Below are 18,960 nucleotides of genomic sequence, written 5' to 3'. Positions count from 1 at the left end.
CACCCAATCATTTTGTTAGTATAGCATCATTGTAACATTAAAAGTGCCAGGCACCTATACCAGCTGGGTGAAGTGGTATGGGTACCTGGCACTGCCTGCTTTAGCAGAAGCTCCACTGAGTAGCAGCTGCTGCTGTTTCTTTTAGCATGGTTCCATTCCTGGTGAAGTCTGTGTGCCAGGAAAGGGCTTTTTCCAGTACGTGCGGAGTCTGTCCCCCTCTTGTGAGGGCTTCCCGGTAATATTCGCGAAGCTGGTCGCGGTACAGAGGGTGTGCGCAATTCTCGATGATCAGTTCGACGCGCTGCCTTGGAGCCAGCCCTCGCAGGTCTGCATAGCCTTGTTCTGTCACAATGACATCGACATCATGCTCAGTGTGGTCGACATGGGAAACGAATGGGACGATGCTTGAAATCTTGCCGTCTTTGGCAATTGATTTTGTCACGAAGATCGCAAGGCGCGCATTTCTGGCAAAATCACCGGATCCGCCGATGCCGTTCATCATTTTCGTTCCAAGCACATGGGTGGAGTTCACATTTCCATAGATATCAAGCTCCAATGCTGTATTGATCGAAATCAAGCCGAGGCGGCGGATGATTTCAGGATGGTTGGATATCTCCTGCGGACGCATGATTAAACGGTCCCTGTATCGGTCAAAGTTCTTGAAAACCTGTTTCATTTTTTCATCTGATAGAGTGATAGAACAGCAGGAAGCGAAGTCCACTTTTCCGGCATCCATCAAATCAAATACCGCATCCTGCAGCACTTCTGAATAGACTTCCAGATTCTCAAACTCAGAGTCGAGCATTCCATGAAGCACGGCATTCGCTACGGACCCAATACCCGACTGCAGCGGTGCCAGGCTATTTGCCAGCCTGCCTGCTTCAATTTCCCCGCGGAGAAATCGAAGCAGATGCTGTGCCATGATGGCAGTTTCTTCATCCGGCGGCACGATCGTCGACGGAGAGTCCTGCTGATTCGTGAATACGATACCCCTCACCTTATCCAAATCCACTTTAATTCCCGGAATGCCGATCCGGTCGCCGGCTTTCGTCAGCGGAATCGGATTCCGTTCCCCCTGCCTGCCAGGTTCATATAAATCATGCAGGCCTTCCAGCTGCGTGGATTGGGCAAGATTGATTTCAATGATGATATGTCTGGCATTTTCAGCGAAAGATAACGAGTTTCCTATTGAAGTAGACGGAATGATCAGCCCATCCTCCGCAATAGAAACCGCTTCCAAAATAGCGAAATCAATAGGATCCATGACCTTCGCGCGCACAAGCTCTGCCGTGTGGGATAAATGCTGATCGATAAATAAGAAATCCCCCTGGTTAATCCCTTTTCTCATGGTCGGATCGGCCTGAAATGGCAGCCTTTTTCCCAAAATTCCTGCTTCCGCAAAAAGCTTATCCACATCAGATCCCAAAGAAGCCCCAGTATACACATTCACTTTAAAACTCTCATGCCTGGCACGGTCAGCCAGCGCGAATGGCACCGCCTTCACATCGCCCGCACGTGTAAAGCCGCTTAGCCCCAGAGTCATACCATCCTGAATCCAGGATGCTGCTTCTTCAGGTGTAACTACCCGGTCATGCAGGCGGCTGTCGCGAATCCGATCTAAATTTTTCTCCATGTTGCTCCTCCCCTTTGCCATGATATATATAATCATTTTACCCGGATAAAGAGGGAGCCAGGACTTTTCCGATAATCTTACGGAAAATTCGGATAAAACAGCAAATTATAAAGCTGAAACAGAAAGAATTTTCTAAAAACCAAGCAATTTCCGGAAATAGCTGGAGTAAGACTGGCTGACAGGCACCCGGTCCCCATTTTTCATGACGAGGAGAAAGGTGGAATGCGTGTCAGGAAAGATTTCCTTGATATGATTGACATTTACAATGTAGGAGCGGTGACAGCGGATAAAACTGTCCTTCGGCAGCGAATACTCAAAATCCTGAAGCGAGTATTTATGGGTGCCTGAATTGCCGCCAGTATGTACATAGGTCTTCTTATCCTTTGCCTCAAGGTAGACAACCTCGGAAAAAGGAATCGGAATCCAGCCATCATTCGTTTTCATTGTCACAACCGATTTGCCGTCCGTCAAAGCCGGAAAAATAGCGGTTACGCAGCCTTCAAGCTTTCCTTCATGCAAAAATGGAACCGCCATGCCGTGGTACGGAACACCGAATACATCGCGATCAATAAACTCCGACACTCTTTGCTGTGTCCCTAAAGCCTTATAGGCGATGGTTCCTTCCTTCACCCTGTCACCCGGCCTGATTTTCAAATCGATGCGCTTGCTCGGCCGGTAATAAATATATTCACTTGTATTGGAAACCGCTATGGAAATCTCATCGGAAAACAGTTCTCCAATCACATCCAGCAGCGACACAACTGTAATGCTTTCCACGTTCTTTTCAGCACCTTTCCTGATGATGGCTTTTTCTTATTTTACAAGTTTTCGCAGGGGGATTCACTTAATTTCTTATCATTGCCAAAAAGGCACCGGCATAGAATAGAGAAGGTTAGGGGTAAAGGAGGATGCTGGAATGCTGATTCGCCATCAGATGGTAGAGAAAAGAGATGTCCGGTTTTGTGATGAAACCTTTAATTTGGAACAGGCGCTGCAGTTTCTAAACGAAACTGGTTACCGCTGTGTCCCTATTCTGGATGCCACACATACAAAGTTTGCCGGCAACATCTATAAGGTTGATATTTTAGAATATAAGGAGAATCATTCTTTGGATGAACCCATTACGGCTCTGGCTAAAGACCAGCAGACCGTAATTGATGAGGATGACTCTTTCATGAAAGCCTTTTTCACGCTGAAGAGATATCCTTATCTGCCGGTTGAAAATGAAAATGGGCAGTTTGTCGGTTTGCTGACACATGCGGCCGTACTGGAACTGCTGGAGGAAGCGTGGGGACTGAACCGCGGAAGCTATACCCTGACTGTGGGAAGCTATGGCACACAGGGAACACTGAAAAAGATAAGCAGCATCATCAGTAAATATAGCGATATACAGGGAGTCATTTCACTGGACTCATCCAACTTCCATGTCAGCCTGATCCGCCGTATCCTTTTTACATTGCCGAAGGATACGACAGAAGAAACCTTGGATAAAATCAAGAAAGAACTGGATGCAAATGGCTTCCGTGTGATCGGGGTCGAGTGTCATAATGGAGAATGCTAACGAGAAAAGCCGTTCCATGATGGAGCGGCTTTTTTCTTATCTGTGGTTCCGATGAAAAAATTCCTGGTATCCATAAATAATCCATGCGTAGGTGGTGAAGAACAGGAAAATATAGATGGGCTTAAATTTGACCAGCTTATATAAGTTAAATTTTTCATACAAATAATTAAGCGGATAGGCGAATAGAAAATCCATGATAGCGTTGACAGCCAGATAACGCTTAAAGTTTCCGAAGGTAAAATGAAAAATCCATAAGGTCCCGATAAAAAACGGGCCCAGTATGAAGGTTAAATCATTGAGCAATTTCTTGAAGTGTCCTCCCTCCACTGTCCACCATTTAAAAGGAATGGCCAGGATGCTCATAATGAACACTAAAATTCCGGCAAAAACCGAGACGGTGGAAAATTTATTGAAGGACTTTTTAGGCAGAAAAAATATGGTCAGCCAAGGAATGACCAAATGAAGCAGCCTGATCACTGTAGTAGCTTTCATGTAAAAATCCCCTTTCTTCCATATTATGGTTCAGGGGATTTTGAATTATTCTCCAATTACTTAAACAGCTGATTCCATCTTAAACATTCCGTCCATCTTCCTGACGATTTCTTTTCCAATTTCAATGGATGCCGTAGCGGCCGGAGATGGTGCATTTAGAACATGAATGGAGCGTTTGCTCGGCACAATGAAAAAGTCATCGACTAATGAGCCATCATCCTTCAAGGCTTGCGCTCTGACACCGGCCGGCCCGGGAACAATGTCATCCTTCTGGATGTCCGGCATGAGCTTCTGGACATTTTTCATGAAGAGCTCCTTGGATGCTGAGCGGATCATTTCTTCCACTCCCTCTTTCATATATTTCTTTGCCAGCTTCCAGAATCCTTTATAAGCCACAACTTCCATAAGGTCTGCCACATTGAGATCCGTCTTTTTATAGCCCTCCCGCTTAAAGCTTAGAACGGCATTTGGGCCAACATCAATGGCTCCGTTAATCATGCGGGTAAAATGGACCCCAAGGAACGGGAAGTTGGGATTTGGCACAGGATAGATCAGATTTTTGACGAGGCTGCTTTTCTCCGGTTTGAGCATGAAATACTCGCCCCTGAATGGCACTATTTTGACATCCGTTTTCAATCCGGCAAGCTTGGCGATCCGGTCTGACTGCAGGCCGCCGCAGTTTACATAGTATGCTCCCCTTACCTCTCCCATGCTGGTCTGGACGATTACTTCCTGAGCCGTTTCGTCAATGGCTAGTACTTTATGATTCAGCAGGATGTCCCCGCCTTTTGCTGTGATGATCTCAGCCATTTTTTCCGAAACCTGCTTATAGTTGACAATGCCAGCCATTGGCACATGAATTGCCTTTTTTCCATTCACGTGCGGCTCGATTTCATGGAGCTCGCCATGGTCAATCATCCGGATGCCAAGACCATTGTCTAAACCGCGCTGATATAGATCGTCCAATAGCGGGAGCTCGAAATCTTCGCTCGCGACAATGACTTTTCCGCAGATATCCACTTCAAGACCATGCTCCCGGCAAAATTCCGTCATGGATTCACTGCCTTTTTTGGCAAGCCTGGCTTTATAGCTTCCGGGTTTATAGTATATTCCGGAATGGATGACGCCGCTGTTATGGCCCGTCTGGTGGGCCGCTACATGGCTTTCCTTTTCCAGGATGGCCACTTTTGCTGAAGGAAACCGGCTCAGCAGCTCCATTCCTGTTGACAAGCCAACAATGCCCCCGCCAATAATGATGTAATCATACATGATCCTCCACCCTTTCTCTTATTTATGATCAATCCCGCAGGCTTCTGCCAGTAATTCAATAATATGGACAACACGGACCTTGTCTTCAAGCCCTTCGCGTTTAACCCCGAGGCCCATCTGCAAATGGCATCCAGGGTTGGACGTGACGATGATGTCCGGCGAGATCTTTTGGACATGTTCCATTTTGGCATCAAGGATTTCCATGGATTCTTCGTAGTGGACAATATTATAAATCCCCGCCGATCCGCAGCACATATCCCCTTTCGGAAGCGGAACATATGTAATGCCTGGTATGCTTTCGAGGAGCTGAACGGGATCGTCCGCCACCTTCTGCACATTTAACAGATGGCAGGATGGCTGATAGGTCACAGCACCTGAGAGTTCCCGGCTGAAACTGATTCCGAGTTTGTTCAGTATTACACTTACATCCTTATTCTTTTGTGCGAACACCTTGGCACGCTCTGTCCATTCCGGATCATTTGCGAGAAGGTGATCATATTCAACGAGCATCGCACCGCAGCCGCCAATCGCATTAACCACATAATCAAAGTTCCCTTTTTCAAAAGCCGCAATATTTTCCTTCGCCAGTTTCCTGGATGTTCCCGTATCTCCGCTATGGTTCTGCAGCGCGCCGCAGCAGGTCTGTTCCTTGATCACAGTGACTTCACAGCCAGCATGCCTCAGCAGCTTGATGCTGAGGTCATTGATCTTGGCAAAAAACACATCCATAATGCACCCTGTAAAAAAAGCGACGCGGGCTTTCGGCTCACGCCGAAGGCTATGGCTGCCTGTTCTCAGCTGTTTATTTGGCATTTCCACAGGAGGTGCTATTTCTTCAAAAGCACGAAGCTGTTCGGGAAGAATGCCTAGCACCTTGCTTTTGCGGGCCAACGTGTCCATACCCGTTTTTTGATAGGCCCGAAGTGAAGCTCTCATGGCTGACAGCAATTTTTTATTCGGCAATGCCTTCTGCAGAGCCAAGTTCTCCATGAATGGAGCTGGTGCTTCGGCAGCCTTTACTTCCTTAAATGATTCGAGAATTTTTCCATATTGCACATTCGTTGGGCATGCCGTCTCACAGGCGCGGCAGCCAAGGCAGAGCTCCATCGATTCTGTCATTTCATCGATGGTTATTTTCCCTTCCGCCGCCATTTGCACAAGATTGATCCGGCCCCGTGGAGAATGACTTTCTTTCCCCATGCTGGCGTATGTGGGACATGCTGGAAGACAATAGCCGCATTGGACACAGTCGAACGTTTCTTTATAGGCAAGCTGGCTAGTCATGGACTAACACCAGCTTTTGTCCTTTTGTCTCGGGAAAAATCTTGCCCGGATTCATAATGTTGTTCGGATCCCACGCTTTTTTCATTCGTTTCATCATGTCCAGTCCCGCTTCCCCAAGCTCCATCTCCATAAACGGCGCCTTCATGGTCCCGATTCCATGCTCGCCTGAGAGGGTTCCACCCAATTCAATCGCTGCTGTAAAAATCTCCTCTACTGCTTTTTCCACACGCTTCATCTCTTCTTTATCCTGCTTATCTGCAATGATATTCGGATGCAGATTTCCATCACCCGCATGGCCGAATACGACTAAGTCAATTTCATATTTTGCTTTGATTTCCTGAAGCCTTCTGAACATTTCAGGAATCTTGCTTCTTGGAATGGTAGCATCCTCGGAAATTTTCGTTGGCTTTTTCCTGACAATCGCAGGGGAAACGAGCTTTCTCGCTTTCCACAGGTTCTCGGCAGATTCCTCATCCCTAGCAATGATGGCTTCCCTTGCCCCGACGTCCAGGCACACCTGCTTCACCTGTTCGCTTTCATCCCTTATGGCAATTGGATGGCCATCAAGCTCAATCAGGATAATGGCATCCACATCTATTGGAAGACCGATCGGCTGAAACTCTTCCACCGCCCGGATGGAAGCCTGATCCATGATTTCCATTTTGGAAGGCAGGATGCCGGAAGTGAGCACAGCCGAGATCGCTTTTCCGGCATCAATAATGTCATCAAATATGACCATCATCGTCTGGGTGGCCTGCGGCCTTGGAATCAGCTGAAGGGTGGCCTCTGTGATGATGCCCAGCGTCCCCTCCGACCCAACGATCAGCTTCGTCAGGTCATAGCCTGTGACGTTTTTGACCGTCCGCCCGCCTGTTCGGATAACGTCCCCTTCTGGCGTGACGATCTCGAGGCCCAATACATAATCCTTCGTAACTCCGTACTTTAAACCGCGCGGCCCGCCGGCATTCTCGGCAAGGTTCCCTCCAATTGTAGAAACATGGGAACTGCTTGGGTCTGGCGGATACATCAGCCCATGCCGCTGCGCTTCACGGTCAATATCAGCTGTGATGACTCCGGGAGATACAATCGCAACGGTATCCTCCGGATCAATGATCAGCTTCTGGGCCCACCTGGAAAAATCAAGGACCATCCCGCCATGGACAGGGAGCGGGCCTCCACTTAGACTTGTTCCCCTGCCTCTTGGATAGACTGGTATTTTCATGTCATTGGCGAGCTTTACTATGCCTGCCACTTCCTCAGTCGAAACTGGCTGCAGGATGATCTCCGGAATATAGGCTCCAAATGAGCCATCGTATGAATAAGAAACCAGGTCTGCTTTTTCAAGCAAAACGCGATTTTCTGATCCCATGATGCTTTTCAGCCGCTCAACAATTTGTTCGGTGATCACAATGGCACCTTCTTTCCTTCCCCTTCGTTCACCTTCAATTTCTTTGTAACATTCTCAAGATGCACTCGCATCGCCTTTGCCGCTCTTTCTTCATCCTGTTCTTTAATAGCTGTAAAAATGCTCATATGCTCCTGAAAAACCTGTTCGCGCTTTGCCGGAAGACCCACATTCTTCTTAAGGGAAAAGGCAATTGCTTTTCGGTACAGATCATCGATATTTTCCATTACCTGTATCATGAAACGATTTTTCGTTGCTTCGATCAGGTGTTTATGAAAATTAACGTCTGCCAGATCGCCTACCGCTTCAGGATTCGTCAGCGTAATCTCAAATTGATCGAGCGCCAGTTTCATTTTTTCCAGATCGGCCTCATCACGACGCAAGGCAGCAATAGCTGCTGCCTGTGTCTCCATAATCCTCCGCATTTCCAATAGCTCAAAAATCTGTTCCACGGGGATATATTCAATCGCTAACGAACCAAGCATGTCTGCCATATTAACTTCTTTGACGAAGCTGCGGCCGCCTTGCCTGGATTCAATAATCCCGCTGGCAGATAATACGCTCAATGCTTCTCGAACAGGCGCACGGCTGACGCCAAACAGTTTGGCCAGCTCATTCTCGGATGGCATCGGCTCATTTGGCGGGAACTTGCCGTCTTTTATCATTTCCTTCAGCTGATCCAGCACCTGGGCCGAGATTTTTTTTCGTTCGATTTTCATGGATGTTAGCTCCTTATATGGTGATTTCGACTGAACTGCTTTTCTTTACTCTGATGATGTGGAAGAGAATCGCAAACACACAAAGCCCAAGTCCGGCAATATCTGTGATCATGCCTGGTTTAATCAGCATTAATGCCCCTGCAAACATTAGGAATCTTTCAAGTATCGTCAGCTTAGCATTCAGGTAATTTCCAAGCGAACTTGCTAGGGCGTAAATGCCCAGTGTGCTTGTGATGACCACTAATGCGACTGATAATATGGATACCGTTTCTCCCTCTGCTGCCTGAAGCAGAATAATAGGGTTATAGGCAATCATGAACGGGATGATAAAGCCCGGAAGTGAAATTCTAAGCGCCTCCCATGATGTCTGCATCGCATTGGCGCCGGCCAGTCCCGCTGCGGTATATGATGCCAGAGCCACAGGCGGCGTAATGTTGGACAATGCACCAAACCAGAACACAAAGAAATGGGCAGCGATTGGATTAACGCCAGCCTCCACAAGTGCAGGAGCTGCCGTAACCGCAACGACGATATAAAGAGCTGTGGATGGGAGCCCCATACTTAAAACGATGCAGGTGAGCATGACGACGATTAAAATCAGCCAAAGCTGACCACCCGTTAATTCAACAATATTATAAGCTAATGTAGATCCAATTCCTGTCATGGTGACAACGCAGATGATGATTCCGATGGCGGCGCAGGCAATCCCGACTTGAATCGTCCCTCTTCCGCCTTCAATGAAAGCTTCAATTGTTTTAGAGATCGTGATTCTTGAAGATTTATCCTTTGCCAGCCAGCTCGCCACAATGACTGCACCGATTCCGGCAAATCCGGCAAATAGAGCTGTCTTTCCCATTAATAGTGTTGTGATGACAACGATGATTGGAATAAGCAGGACACCGCGTTCCTTCAGGATTTGGACGACATCCGGGATATTTTCTTTACTGATGCCTTTCAGGCCTTGCTTTTTCGCTTCAATATCAATGGCAAAAATCAGTGCGATATAGTAGAGAAAGCTTGGAATGATCGCTGCCAGGATGACCGTTGTATAAGAGATTCCAAGGAAACCGGCCATAATGAATGCGGCAGCGCCCATAATCGGCGGCATGATCATTCCGCCTGTTGAAGCAGCCGCTTCTACGGCACCGGCAAACTTAGGCTTAAGACCAATGGATTTCATCAATGGAATCGTAAAAGCTCCTGTTGTCGCGACGTTGGCCACTGCACTTCCGCTCAATGATCCTGTCAGTGCACTGGAGATGACCGCCACTTGGGCAGGGCCTCCACGCTTTCTGCCTGCAATGGAAAGAGCGAGATCATTGAAAAGCTGGGTGGCACCGCTGACAGACAGGAAGGCACCAAACAGGACGAACATGACGATGAACGTGGAGGCCGTCGATAGTGTTAACCCCAGCACGCCCTCCGTCGTCATATAAAGACGGTACAGCAGGCGTTCCAGTGAAAAGCCGGCATGCCCGAAAATCCATGGGAAGTAGGTGCCAAACAGGGCGTATACAATAGCGCCTCCACACAGGATCGGGATAAAGATCCCAACTGCCCGTCTTGAAGCTTCCAGGAGGACGATGATCGTTATGGCTCCAAAGATATAATCAATCATAATCGGCTGGGAGCCCCGGTCCACATGAATCGTTGTGTAATTCAGGAGCAGGTAGCCAAGACCTGCAATGGCAAGCGCCGCAAATACGTAATCAGGGGCTGTAAACCTTTTTTGATTGGAAGATTTTCCGGCCGGATAATAGAAAAAAGTCATAACCAGCAGGATGCCCAGGAAAATCAGGTTTCTATAAATCTCTTGAATATTGGATAATCCATTCGAATAAATAGCAAAAACAGAAAACAGAACAGCAATGATGGCAGCCGCTTTTTTGTATGGACCCTCCAGCAGCCGCATGCCGCCGCCTGCTTCTTTATCCAGATCGGCTGGCTGTACAATGGGTTCGGTTGTTGATTTTGTCATCGATTTCCCTCCTTTATTTCGCTTCCGGCGGAATTAGATTTTCAGGTATATCAAGACCTGCTTCTTTAAAATATCTGTAAGCTCCGGCATGCAATGGAACAGATACTCCATCAAGGGCGGTTTCCAGTGTCATTTCCTTGGCAGAGCTATGTACCTCATACATTTCATCCAGATTTTCATAGAGCGTTTTGGTTAAAACATAGATTGTTTCTTCGTCCATTTCTTTTGTTGTGGATAAAAGGTTCGGCTGGGCAATGGTGTTGATATCTTCGTCAATACGCGGATATGTTCCTCCAGGAATCACATAGCGGTACCAGCTGTCAGATACTGCATTAATGGCATCCAGCTGCTCGTCAGTTACTTCCAAAATCGATGCTTTCACATTACTTGCATACATATCTGTTACAGCGGAAATCGGAATACCTGCCGGAAGGGAACCTCCATCCAATCTCCCGTCGCGCATCGCGGAAACCGTGTCACTGTAGCCAAGATACTCAGGAGAAATATCCTTTTTCGTGAGCGCAAGGCCTTCCATCATCACGACTGTAGATTGCTCCGTACCGCTTGCCTGCGGCCCTACAGAAAATTGCGTTCCTTTTATATCGTCGATAGTTCCGCTTTCGATCTTGCTGTTCATCAGCACAAAATGCTCCACATTTGGCCAGAGCATGGAGATCGTGCGCAAATCCTCATAGCGCTTACCTTCAAAGGAGCCATCACCGGCATAGGCCTGGGACGAAATTAACCCCTGAAGAATGGCGAGCTGTGCTTCCCCTTCACGAAGCAGTTCAATATTTTCAATGGAGCCGGCTGAAGACTGGCCGCTCGCCTGGATTTTCTCTCCTTTTAAATGGCTGCTCCAAATATTAGCCATTCCAACCCCAATCGGATAATATGTACCTCCTGTTGAAGCGGTGGCAACGGATACGAACTTTTTATCCTTGTTCTCGGCCGCTGTCCGCACGCCAACAATGGCAATGAAAACAAGTGTCAGAACCGATATGATAATCTTCCACTTTTTTTGAATCATAAAATCCTCCCTTTCCATTAGAAATGTAAGCGCTTTTTCAAACTTGTATTACAAGTATACAAGATTACAGGATTAGAATTCAATTAAAATTCTGATTTTTTGTTTTATTCCGTGAAATTTTATGGGCCCTTCCCTTGATATTTCAGGGTTTTTAAATGTTAAAATAGGATATTTTACCTGGCAGAAGTACAAAAAAAAGAAAGGCCCATTTTCTGTGTTCAGAAAATGGCCTTTCTTTTATAACAGCTTACCCATATAGTATTCATCGACAAATTCACCGTTTATCAAAAGCGAATGTTTCTTAGTGCCTTCAATCTGGAATCCCGCCTTTTTGTAAAGGGCGACTCCTGCCTGATTACGGATAACAACTGTAAGTTCCAGCCTGTGGATATCGTGTTTACGCGCCCAGCGGTCAAGCTCTTCAAACAGCTTGGTGCCGATGCCCTGGCCTCTGTGTTCGCTGAGGATACCGGCAACGAGATAGGCTGAGTGCTTATTTCTCCTTGCCGCACCGCCAATTGCCATTACAAAGCCGATCAATCGGCTATCTTTTTCCGCGACGATGATGGTCGAATGATCTTCTTTTTGAATGGCTTCAATTCTTTTTCCTTGTGCCTCGGCTGAGGTCTTCCTTTCACCTGGCTCGAAAAGCATGTAGTCTGATTCGTTTTCTGCTTGTGTGATCAGGCCGGCCAGCGCCTCGGCGTCTGCTGGTTTTATATGGCGGATAATCATGGGGATTTCTCCTTTTTACTATTTTTTCATAAGCCCTTCAACAAAATCTTTCAAAACATGTACACCATGTACACAGTCATTTAATGATGTCCATTCCCGCGGATTGTGACTGATGCCATCCCTGCTGCGGACGAACAGCATGGCGGCTGGCATTTCCGTGCCGACGATCATCGTGTCATGGCCGGCTCCGCTCGGAATATAAACAGGATTAATATTGAACTTAGTCAGGGATTCTGCTATACCTGCCTGCAGACTTTCATGAATTGGAAGAGGTTTGATTTTGGCATTCAGCTTCATTTGCACATCAATACTTCGTTCCTCTGCTATTTTCACCGCTTTGGCCTTAATTTGATCAAGCAGCTGATCCCGGGTTTCTTCAAAAATATCCCTGATATCAACGGTTAGTATTACTTTCTGGGCAATGACATTGAAACCATTTGGATGCACGTTCAGCTTGCCGACAGTGGCAACAGCTGTATCACTGACCTGCTTTGGAAATTTCTCAATGGCAGCTACAAACAATGAGGCAGCCACCAGCGGATCTTTTCGTCCAGCCATCGGCGTATTTCCTGCATGTCCAGCTTCTCCTGTAAAGGTAACCTCCAGCGAGGCTGGCCCTGCAATGCCTTTTACCACTCCAACTGGCTGATTCTCTCTTTCCAGCACCTTCCCTTGCTCAATATGGACTTCCACAAAGGTTTCGATTTCACGTCTGTTTTCTCCTGCCTTTAAGCACGCTTCCGCACTGCTTCCATATTCGTTCAATACGTCGCGAAACGATTTGCCATTCTCATCCCGCAGGCTATCCATTTCTTCCGGCTTCAGTTGACCCATAAATGCCCGGCTGCCTGTTAAGCTGCTCTTGAATCTCGAACCCTCTTCATCTGAGAAAATCACAATCTCATACGGCTTCTCTAGTATGTATCCTGTTTCTTTCCATGACTCTACGACCTCCAAAGCCGAAAGAACACCCAATGGCCCATCAAAGTGCCCTCCATTTGGAACACTGTCAACATGGGAACCCGAAGCGATTGAAGGTCCTTCCGTGTTTCCTTCCAATCTGCCGAATACATTTCCTGCTCCATCTGCCGTCACAGTAAGACCAGCGTTTTTCATCCACTTGATTACTAGCTCTTTTGCTTCTTTCTCTTCGGCAGAATAGCCTGGGCGTGTCACCCCGCCGCTATCCAAGAGGCCTATCCTTGAAAGCTCATCAAGTCTTGAGGCCAATCTTTCACCGTTTACACCTGAGTGGGTTAGTTCCTGGTCATAATCTTTTATTAACTGTCCATAAAGGTTCATGCTATTCACTCTTTCTTATTTGTTTTTTTCTCTGTGAGATTAATAGATTGTTGATGGAACGCGAAGTAACCGATATATCGGAAAACCGGCCGATAAAATGGCATTTTTGACCGATATATTTTGAGGCAGTGCTAAAAAATGACAGATGCAGAGCAAAAAGCCCGGCAGATATCCGCCTGCCAGGCCGCAATTCATTAAATAATTCCCTGCATACGTAAAATAATCTCGGCAATAACTGCAGATCCGATGAAGGTTCCGAAAAACACGAAGACTGCAACAATAATGCTTCTCCAGCCCAGCTTGGAAAAATCAGCCCAGTTCTTTCCGATTGAGATGCCTGCATAAGCCAGAATTGGGGTAGCAAGAGCCAAAATATTGACCTGGGTTGTCCATTCGACAACATATTCAGATCCTGGTACTCCTGGAATGGAAACGATGATTCCGATAATCCCGATATATCCGACGCTCGGGATATTGCCTGGCAGCACTTTTTCAAGAATCAGCCCGAGCACACTGATGACAATTAATACAAGCATGCCTGGAATGGCTGCAGACGGCAGGATATCGTAGCCTACCCAGTTGCCTATCAGCGCCGAAAGACCGAATATGCCTAAAATCAGGAACCACTCTGTTATGTTTTTAAGCATGGATATCTCCCCCTTTTTCCGCAGCCTTTTTCTCTTTACGCTTCATCATGATGCTGTACAGCTTTTCAGTAAGAGGCAATCCAATGAAAATACTTGCATACAGCCCTGTAGAAAGTGAAAGCAGGTTACTGGCGCCTGCGAAGGCAACAATCTGCGCCTCCATTTCAGGGAAGGCAGCGACAAGCGATCCACTGGCAGCAGCCATCATGCTGCCGCTTCCCACCCCTGATGCCATCGCGAAAGACAGCGGATGGAGCGGGGTAATGGTGGCCAGAAATCCGGAAATCAATCCCAGGAAGGCAGCACCAAACACAGTACCGAAAATATAAATTGCCATTACTCCTCTGCCTTCTGGCGAATCAAATCCGTATTTATTCATAATCAGCCCGACGTTCGGCTCCCGGCCAATCGAGTGGGTCATGCCAATGGCTTCTCTTTTAAAGCCAAGAAAAATGGCCACTGGCAGTGCAAATAAGATCGTTCCCAAGTTACCAAGTTCCTGCAGCAATAATGATGGCCCTGCCGCAATGATTGCCTCGATTTGCGGCCCAATTGTTACGCCAATTTTCGCAATTAAAAGAGTAACCCCAAGCACGATGAGGGGCTCTGCATTTTTAGCCTGTTTTTCCTTAATAAGCGGAGTGAAATAAAGACCCAGCCCCAGGAAAAAAGCATAAAGCATAGGCAGCAGCAGAATAACCCCTGCGCCAACTTTAAAGCTGATCTGTCCAATCGCTTCGGTGGCCGCAACCAGAACCAGCACAACGGCATGCAAGCGCCAATCTTTTAAAATTTCTGTCTTTTCGTTTTTCATGTTCTCCCCCCTGGATTAAAAGATTACTAGATAGATCCGCACACGGCGGAAGAATCAAGCTTGCCCTTCCCTTGCTCCATCGCCTTTTCATAGATATCGCACACCAGCTGGCCCAAAGGAGAATCTTCGCTATAAAATTCAGCTGTGTCTTTGTATAAGTGAATATCCTTATTCATGTGCTCCAGGCTGAACAGCACATTCTCGTATGTATGCTGAAGGATATTTTCACCGAATACGGTCAGCACGCGATTATGCGCAGACCCGCTTTGAATAACTTCCGCCAGCTGAGACCGGCTGACACCTGCTTTCTCCCCCACTGCAAGGACCTCACCCAGGCCTGCAGTCGTTAAAGCAACCAGCATATTATGGCACAGCTTTGCCACCTGGCCTGATCCTGAAGGGCCGAGCAGAAAGATATCCTTTCCTACGCTCTCCAGGACTGGGCGAATGTCCGGCAAATATCTATCGTCTCCCCCAACCATTATGGTCAGCGTACCGGCATCAGCACCCTTAGGTCCCCCGCTTAACGGACAGTCATAAAAATGGATGCCTTGCTCCTTTGCAGCCTGATTCAACTCTTGGGCTGTTTTTGGGTCAATGGTGCTCATATCCAGCACGAAACTGTGAGGCTTTAAAGCAGGAAAGACTCCGCTTCCACCCATCATAACATCTCTCACAATACTTGGTCCAGGCAATGAAGAAATTACTAGATCCGCCTGTCTTGCTGCCTCGAATGGAGAAGGCTGGGGAATGGCCCCCAGCGTCTCACATTTCGCCAGTGCATCCTGACTTGGATCATAAGCAAACACCTTATACCCGTTTTTGATTAAATTTTTCACAATACCCTTTCCCATGGCCCCGCAGCCAATTACTCCTATGTTTTTCATCCTCTCCCTCCTTAAGGTTTTATATAAACTGTTTTTGTATCAAGCCAGAAATCCAATGCGGTGCTGCCCTGTTCACGCGGCCCAATGCTGGATGTTTTTTTGCCGCCAAACGGGAGCTGGTTTTCATAATGGTTGGATGGGATATTCACATGCGTGACCCCTGTTTCAATTTTCCGGACAAAATCGAATGCCTTCTGAAGGTCATTTGTAAAAATGGCGGATGACAAGCCAAATTCCGTATCATTTGCAAGCTCAATCGCCTCTTCGTAAGAATCCACTTCCATCACAGCCACAACCGGCCCGAAAATCTCTTCCTGGGCGATTGTAAAATCCTTCGTAACCTTACTGAAAACAGTCGGAGCGACGAAATAGCCATTCGCCATATCGCCATCTGTCAGCTGCTTTCCGCCATATTCGAGCACCGCTCCTTCTTCGATGGCGCTATTCACATAATGGAGATACGTATTCAATTGATGCTTATTCGCAACCGCACCGTTGTCATTTCCTTCCCGAACCCCATCGCCAACCTTTACTTGCTTCGCTTTTTCAACCAGCAGCTCAATGACCTTTCGGGAAATGGACCGGGGCACAATCACGCGGCTGGTTCCCGTACAGCTTTGGCCGTTATTATAAAACCCGCTGATGACCACGCTCTGGACAGCCTCTTCCAGATTGGCATCCTCCAGAATAATTGTCGCATTCTTCCCGCCCATTTCAGCCTGCATTTTTCCGGCATGGGCTGTCACAAGCTTGCCAAGATGGATGCCGACATCGGAGGAGCCTGTAAACGAGACTGCCTTAATTTCCGGATTGGTTCCAAGCTCTTCTCCCACGACAGAACCCGGGCCCGTGATCATATTCAGCACGCCCGCTGGCATTCCAGCCTTTTCAAACAGCTCGACTACCTTCACTGCGATTAGAGACGTATCGCTTGCAGCCTTATAGATGATCGTATTTCCAGCCAGCATGGAAGGTGCAATTTTATAAATGGCGATTCCGAGCGGAAAATTAAATGGCGTAACAACAGCCACCACTCCCAGCGGCTCCTGTATCGTGCAGGCAAAGGTTTTCGGATCAATCGCAGGCACGGTTTCACCTGAAATCCGATTCGCCTCGCCGCTGAAATGCTTCAGAGCCTGAACCGTTGCATCCACTTCCTTTCGGGCTGCCCCGATCGTTTTGCCGACTTCCTTCGTAATGATTTCTGCTAATTCCTCTTTTTCCTGCTGGATGAGAAAAATCAGTTTAAAAAGGATGTCCCCCCGGCTGATTGGAGATGTATTTTTCCATTCGGGAAAAGCCCTCTTTGCACTCTCGATTGCTTTTTGCACATCAATCTCATTCGATTTCTGAAAGTAACCCAGTACCTCATCTGTATTGGCTGGATTCACACTCGGATACGTTTCCCCTGTCACTGAAGGAACCCATTCCCCGCCAATATAATTGTAAAAAGTTTCTGCACCGGCATTGACGGCCACTGTTTTCTGGCTATTAACCTCTGTACTCATCCAATCTCTCCTTATCATAAAAAGTTTAGGTTATTATAATATTTTGAATATTCGATGTACATGTGCCAACAGCCAAATAATCCTTCTTTTCTTTGTGACTAGCACCAATTATGGGTTTAAAAAATCAAAGATCTGGAATGCCAGGACCACTGTAATCCAATCTTCTTTCCGGGAAAAATCCAGCTGCAGTTCACTCTCGATTTTTTTAAGCCGGTAGGCAAGGGTATTGGGATGAATATGCATCTCTTCTGCTGTTTGTTTATGGCTTTGATTATTTGCCAGAAAGGCTTGCATCGTTTTTAAGTATTCAGGCTCCATTTTTAAAAGAGAGCCTATTTTATCGGAGACAAATTTATTCAGCAAGCTGCGGTCGGTGTTGAGCCACAGTCTTTCAGCACCAAGCTCAGAATAAGTGATGTAGGTTTTGTGCTGATGGTTTTTGGCAAATGATAAAGCCTCGGCAGCTTCCTGATAAGTATCTGTCATATCTGTTAAAGCAACCTCTCTGCCCAAACCAATGACAGCTCTGCTCACTTTTCTCTGAATATCATCAGCTAGAGACTGGTCATACCGTTTTCGACCATTCACTAGAAGTGCAATGATTTGGTTTGATTTCGTAAAAACGATTGAGGTTTCACAGTATTTCATGATGATCTGCTCAATCGAGCGGATGAGTTTTTCTTTTTGAAGGATGGAGGCTGCATCCCATAAAAAACCAGACTTGCAGTCCACCATCATACAAGCGATGCTGCTTTTCTCATTCATGCGGAACTTTTCCAGAATCCTTGCATTCAGGCGTCCGCCATTGATCAAATCATGAAAGGCCTCTTCCCTTAGGTGCATTTCCTTTTCAAAAAGCGTATTCTGCCTGACAAACTCCAGTGACAAAGCCGTTGAAGCATGCTCAAGAGCAGCCTTCTGGATATTCGTCAAACGTTCAACCGGCCCATCAAGAAGGAAATATCCGAAAAGCTCGTTGGAGTTTATAATCGGAAAAGAACTGGATGGATTTATTGGTGACTCTGCAAAGATGACAGTGGAGCCCAAAATGTGACTGATGGTATCCAGGATATACGAAGTCCCCCTTCCCTCCAGCAGAATCTTCGTAAATTTCCGGTGGATATCAAGGGATTGGCTCAGTTCCTCATTTTTCCGCCTTACTTCTTCGTAAAGCTTCGAGTTCATGATGGCAATAGCCGCCTGGTCTGCCACCACCTCCAGCACTTGAAAGTCAGCTTCAGTAAACTGTACATCCTTGTCGAAGTTATCCACCACAAGCACACCGATGCAATTCTCCTTATAAACCAATGGGACAACGATACCGCTCTTTACTTCACGCCGGTAGACTCCATTAAAAAAATGAACATAATTTGTCTCAGACATACGGCTCATATGCTCCCTGAACTCAGGTCCTGATGCAATGACGCCCTTTTTAGTCAGAAATACCTGTCCCGTCAAGGATTCACCAGACTCAAACTTCACCTGGCTCATAAAGCCTGTCTCCACCCCAACCCCGCTGGAAAAATGCAATAATCCATCTTCCTTTAACGTGTATAGAATGGTCGTGTCAGCATGGTCTACTAAATCAAAGGCAGCTTGCACCAGCCTCTTTAGAATCTCTTCCAGGTCAAGAGACTGGGTTAAACTGCGGTTTATTTCCAGAAGGCTTGTGATTTTGTCCTGCATGATGGTCATG

At 46.9% G+C, this 18,960-nt stretch carries 17 protein-coding genes; 1 reads left to right on the top strand and 16 read right to left on the bottom strand.

Annotated features, from left to right (window positions below):
• Nucleotides 1-100: 100 nt before the first annotated feature.
• Both A361_RS04870 and A361_RS04865 read right to left on the bottom strand, forming a co-directional pair.
• Nucleotides 101-1,633: an acetyl-CoA hydrolase/transferase family protein gene (locus A361_RS04870; RefSeq protein ID WP_019382643.1), complete on the bottom strand. Its 1,533-nt coding sequence runs from the start codon at nucleotides 1,631-1,633 to the stop codon at nucleotides 101-103.
• Nucleotides 1,634-1,765: 132 nt separating this feature from the next.
• Complete coding sequence (locus tag A361_RS04865; protein WP_019382644.1) at nucleotides 1,766-2,410, bottom strand: LytTR family DNA-binding domain-containing protein; 645 nt, start codon at nucleotides 2,408-2,410, stop codon at nucleotides 1,766-1,768.
• Nucleotides 2,411-2,549: 139 nt separating this feature from the next.
• On the opposite strand from A361_RS04865, the gene cbpA reads away from it, so the two are divergent.
• On the top strand, nucleotides 2,550-3,194 hold the full coding sequence (gene cbpA, locus A361_RS04860) for a cyclic di-AMP binding protein CbpA (RefSeq protein WP_009335070.1): 645 nt from the start codon (nucleotides 2,550-2,552) through the stop codon (nucleotides 3,192-3,194).
• Between the two features lie 36 nt (nucleotides 3,195-3,230).
• On the opposite strand, the gene A361_RS04855 is transcribed toward cbpA, so the two are convergent.
• From A361_RS04855 to A361_RS04790, 14 genes are all read right to left on the bottom strand, one after another.
• Nucleotides 3,231-3,686, bottom strand: a complete 456-nt coding sequence (locus tag A361_RS04855; protein ID WP_009335071.1) for a hypothetical protein — start codon at nucleotides 3,684-3,686, stop codon at nucleotides 3,231-3,233.
• Nucleotides 3,687-3,746: 60 nt separating this feature from the next.
• On the bottom strand, nucleotides 3,747-4,955 hold the full coding sequence (lhgO, locus tag A361_RS04850) for an L-2-hydroxyglutarate oxidase (RefSeq protein ID WP_019382645.1): 1,209 nt from the start codon (nucleotides 4,953-4,955) through the stop codon (nucleotides 3,747-3,749).
• Nucleotides 4,956-4,973: 18 nt separating this feature from the next.
• Entirely contained in the window at nucleotides 4,974-6,239 is a 1,266-nt protein-coding gene (locus tag A361_RS04845; protein ID WP_019382646.1) for a (Fe-S)-binding protein, read from the bottom strand.
• The gene (locus tag A361_RS04840; RefSeq protein ID WP_019382647.1) at nucleotides 6,232-7,647 is read right to left on the bottom strand and encodes an FAD-binding oxidoreductase; all 1,416 of its coding nucleotides are present in this window, start codon (nucleotides 7,645-7,647) and stop codon (nucleotides 6,232-6,234) included. The genes A361_RS04845 and A361_RS04840 overlap by 8 nt, the downstream gene beginning before the upstream one ends.
• The gene (locus A361_RS04835; RefSeq protein WP_019382648.1) at nucleotides 7,644-8,363 is read right to left on the bottom strand and encodes a FadR/GntR family transcriptional regulator; all 720 of its coding nucleotides are present in this window, start codon (nucleotides 8,361-8,363) and stop codon (nucleotides 7,644-7,646) included. Before A361_RS04835 ends, A361_RS04840 begins: the two co-directional genes overlap by 4 nt.
• Nucleotides 8,364-8,376: 13 nt before the next feature.
• A complete protein-coding gene (locus A361_RS04830; protein ID WP_019382649.1) occupies nucleotides 8,377-10,341 on the bottom strand; it encodes a TRAP transporter permease in 1,965 nt (654 codons plus the stop codon).
• 13 nt (nucleotides 10,342-10,354) lie between these two features.
• Entirely contained in the window at nucleotides 10,355-11,371 is a 1,017-nt protein-coding gene (locus A361_RS04825; RefSeq protein WP_009335077.1) for a TAXI family TRAP transporter solute-binding subunit, read from the bottom strand.
• Nucleotides 11,372-11,608: 237 nt separating this feature from the next.
• Complete coding sequence (locus tag A361_RS04820; protein WP_009335078.1) at nucleotides 11,609-12,106, bottom strand: GNAT family N-acetyltransferase; 498 nt, start codon at nucleotides 12,104-12,106, stop codon at nucleotides 11,609-11,611.
• Between the two features lie 18 nt (nucleotides 12,107-12,124).
• On the bottom strand, nucleotides 12,125-13,408 hold the full coding sequence (locus tag A361_RS04815; RefSeq protein ID WP_019382650.1) for a M20 family metallo-hydrolase: 1,284 nt from the start codon (nucleotides 13,406-13,408) through the stop codon (nucleotides 12,125-12,127).
• 194 nt (nucleotides 13,409-13,602) lie between these two features.
• Complete coding sequence (locus A361_RS04810) at nucleotides 13,603-14,055, bottom strand: hypothetical protein (protein WP_009335080.1); 453 nt, start codon at nucleotides 14,053-14,055, stop codon at nucleotides 13,603-13,605.
• Nucleotides 14,048-14,869 carry a DUF3100 domain-containing protein gene (locus A361_RS04805; protein WP_009335081.1) on the bottom strand — a complete coding sequence of 274 codons (822 nt, stop codon included), beginning with the start codon at nucleotides 14,867-14,869 and terminating at the stop codon, nucleotides 14,048-14,050. The genes A361_RS04810 and A361_RS04805 overlap by 8 nt, the downstream gene beginning before the upstream one ends.
• Before the next feature lie 26 nt (nucleotides 14,870-14,895).
• Entirely contained in the window at nucleotides 14,896-15,756 is an 861-nt protein-coding gene (locus A361_RS04800; protein WP_019382652.1) for an NAD(P)-dependent oxidoreductase, read from the bottom strand.
• Between the two features lie 11 nt (nucleotides 15,757-15,767).
• The gene (locus tag A361_RS04795) at nucleotides 15,768-17,264 is read right to left on the bottom strand and encodes an aldehyde dehydrogenase family protein (protein WP_019382653.1); all 1,497 of its coding nucleotides are present in this window, start codon (nucleotides 17,262-17,264) and stop codon (nucleotides 15,768-15,770) included.
• A gap of 108 nt (nucleotides 17,265-17,372) precedes the next feature.
• Nucleotides 17,373-18,959, bottom strand: coding sequence for a helix-turn-helix domain-containing protein (locus A361_RS04790; protein ID WP_019382654.1), 1,587 nt, complete (start codon nucleotides 18,957-18,959; stop codon nucleotides 17,373-17,375).
• Between the last annotated feature and the right edge of the window lies 1 nt (nucleotide 18,960).

This window comes from Cytobacillus oceanisediminis 2691 (assembly GCF_000294775.2).
Classification (GTDB): domain Bacteria; phylum Bacillota; class Bacilli; order Bacillales; family Cytobacillaceae; genus Cytobacillus; species Cytobacillus pseudoceanisediminis.
Note: the sequence above shows the minus strand (reverse complement) of the source record. Positions and strands in the feature narration are given on the sequence as shown.

What these genes read in the sequence shown, in the direction of transcription:
- A361_RS04870 (WP_019382643.1), bottom strand. Translation starts at nt 1,633, where the DNA reads ATGGAGAAAAATTTAGATCGGATTCGCGACAGCCGCCTGCATGACCGG.
- cbpA (WP_009335070.1), top strand. Translation starts at nt 2,550, where the DNA reads ATGCTGATTCGCCATCAGATGGTAGAGAAAAGAGATGTCCGGTTTTGT.
- A361_RS04855 (WP_009335071.1), bottom strand. Translation starts at nt 3,686, where the DNA reads ATGAAAGCTACTACAGTGATCAGGCTGCTTCATTTGGTCATTCCTTGG.
- lhgO (WP_019382645.1), bottom strand. Translation starts at nt 4,955, where the DNA reads ATGTATGATTACATCATTATTGGCGGGGGCATTGTTGGCTTGTCAACA.
- A361_RS04845 (WP_019382646.1), bottom strand. Translation starts at nt 6,239, where the DNA reads ATGACTAGCCAGCTTGCCTATAAAGAAACGTTCGACTGTGTCCAATGC.
- A361_RS04835 (WP_019382648.1), bottom strand. Translation starts at nt 8,363, where the DNA reads ATGAAAATCGAACGAAAAAAAATCTCGGCCCAGGTGCTGGATCAGCTG.
- A361_RS04830 (WP_019382649.1), bottom strand. Translation starts at nt 10,341, where the DNA reads ATGACAAAATCAACAACCGAACCCATTGTACAGCCAGCCGATCTGGAT.
- A361_RS04825 (WP_009335077.1), bottom strand. Translation starts at nt 11,371, where the DNA reads ATGATTCAAAAAAAGTGGAAGATTATCATATCGGTTCTGACACTTGTT.
- A361_RS04820 (WP_009335078.1), bottom strand. Translation starts at nt 12,106, where the DNA reads ATGATTATCCGCCATATAAAACCAGCAGACGCCGAGGCGCTGGCCGGC.
- A361_RS04815 (WP_019382650.1), bottom strand. Translation starts at nt 13,408, where the DNA reads ATGAACCTTTATGGACAGTTAATAAAAGATTATGACCAGGAACTAACC.
- A361_RS04810 (WP_009335080.1), bottom strand. Translation starts at nt 14,055, where the DNA reads ATGCTTAAAAACATAACAGAGTGGTTCCTGATTTTAGGCATATTCGGT.
- A361_RS04805 (WP_009335081.1), bottom strand. Translation starts at nt 14,869, where the DNA reads ATGAAAAACGAAAAGACAGAAATTTTAAAAGATTGGCGCTTGCATGCC.
- A361_RS04800 (WP_019382652.1), bottom strand. Translation starts at nt 15,756, where the DNA reads ATGAAAAACATAGGAGTAATTGGCTGCGGGGCCATGGGAAAGGGTATT.
- A361_RS04795 (WP_019382653.1), bottom strand. Translation starts at nt 17,264, where the DNA reads ATGAGTACAGAGGTTAATAGCCAGAAAACAGTGGCCGTCAATGCCGGT.
- A361_RS04790 (WP_019382654.1), bottom strand. Translation starts at nt 18,959, where the DNA reads ATGACCATCATGCAGGACAAAATCACAAGCCTTCTGGAAATAAACCGC.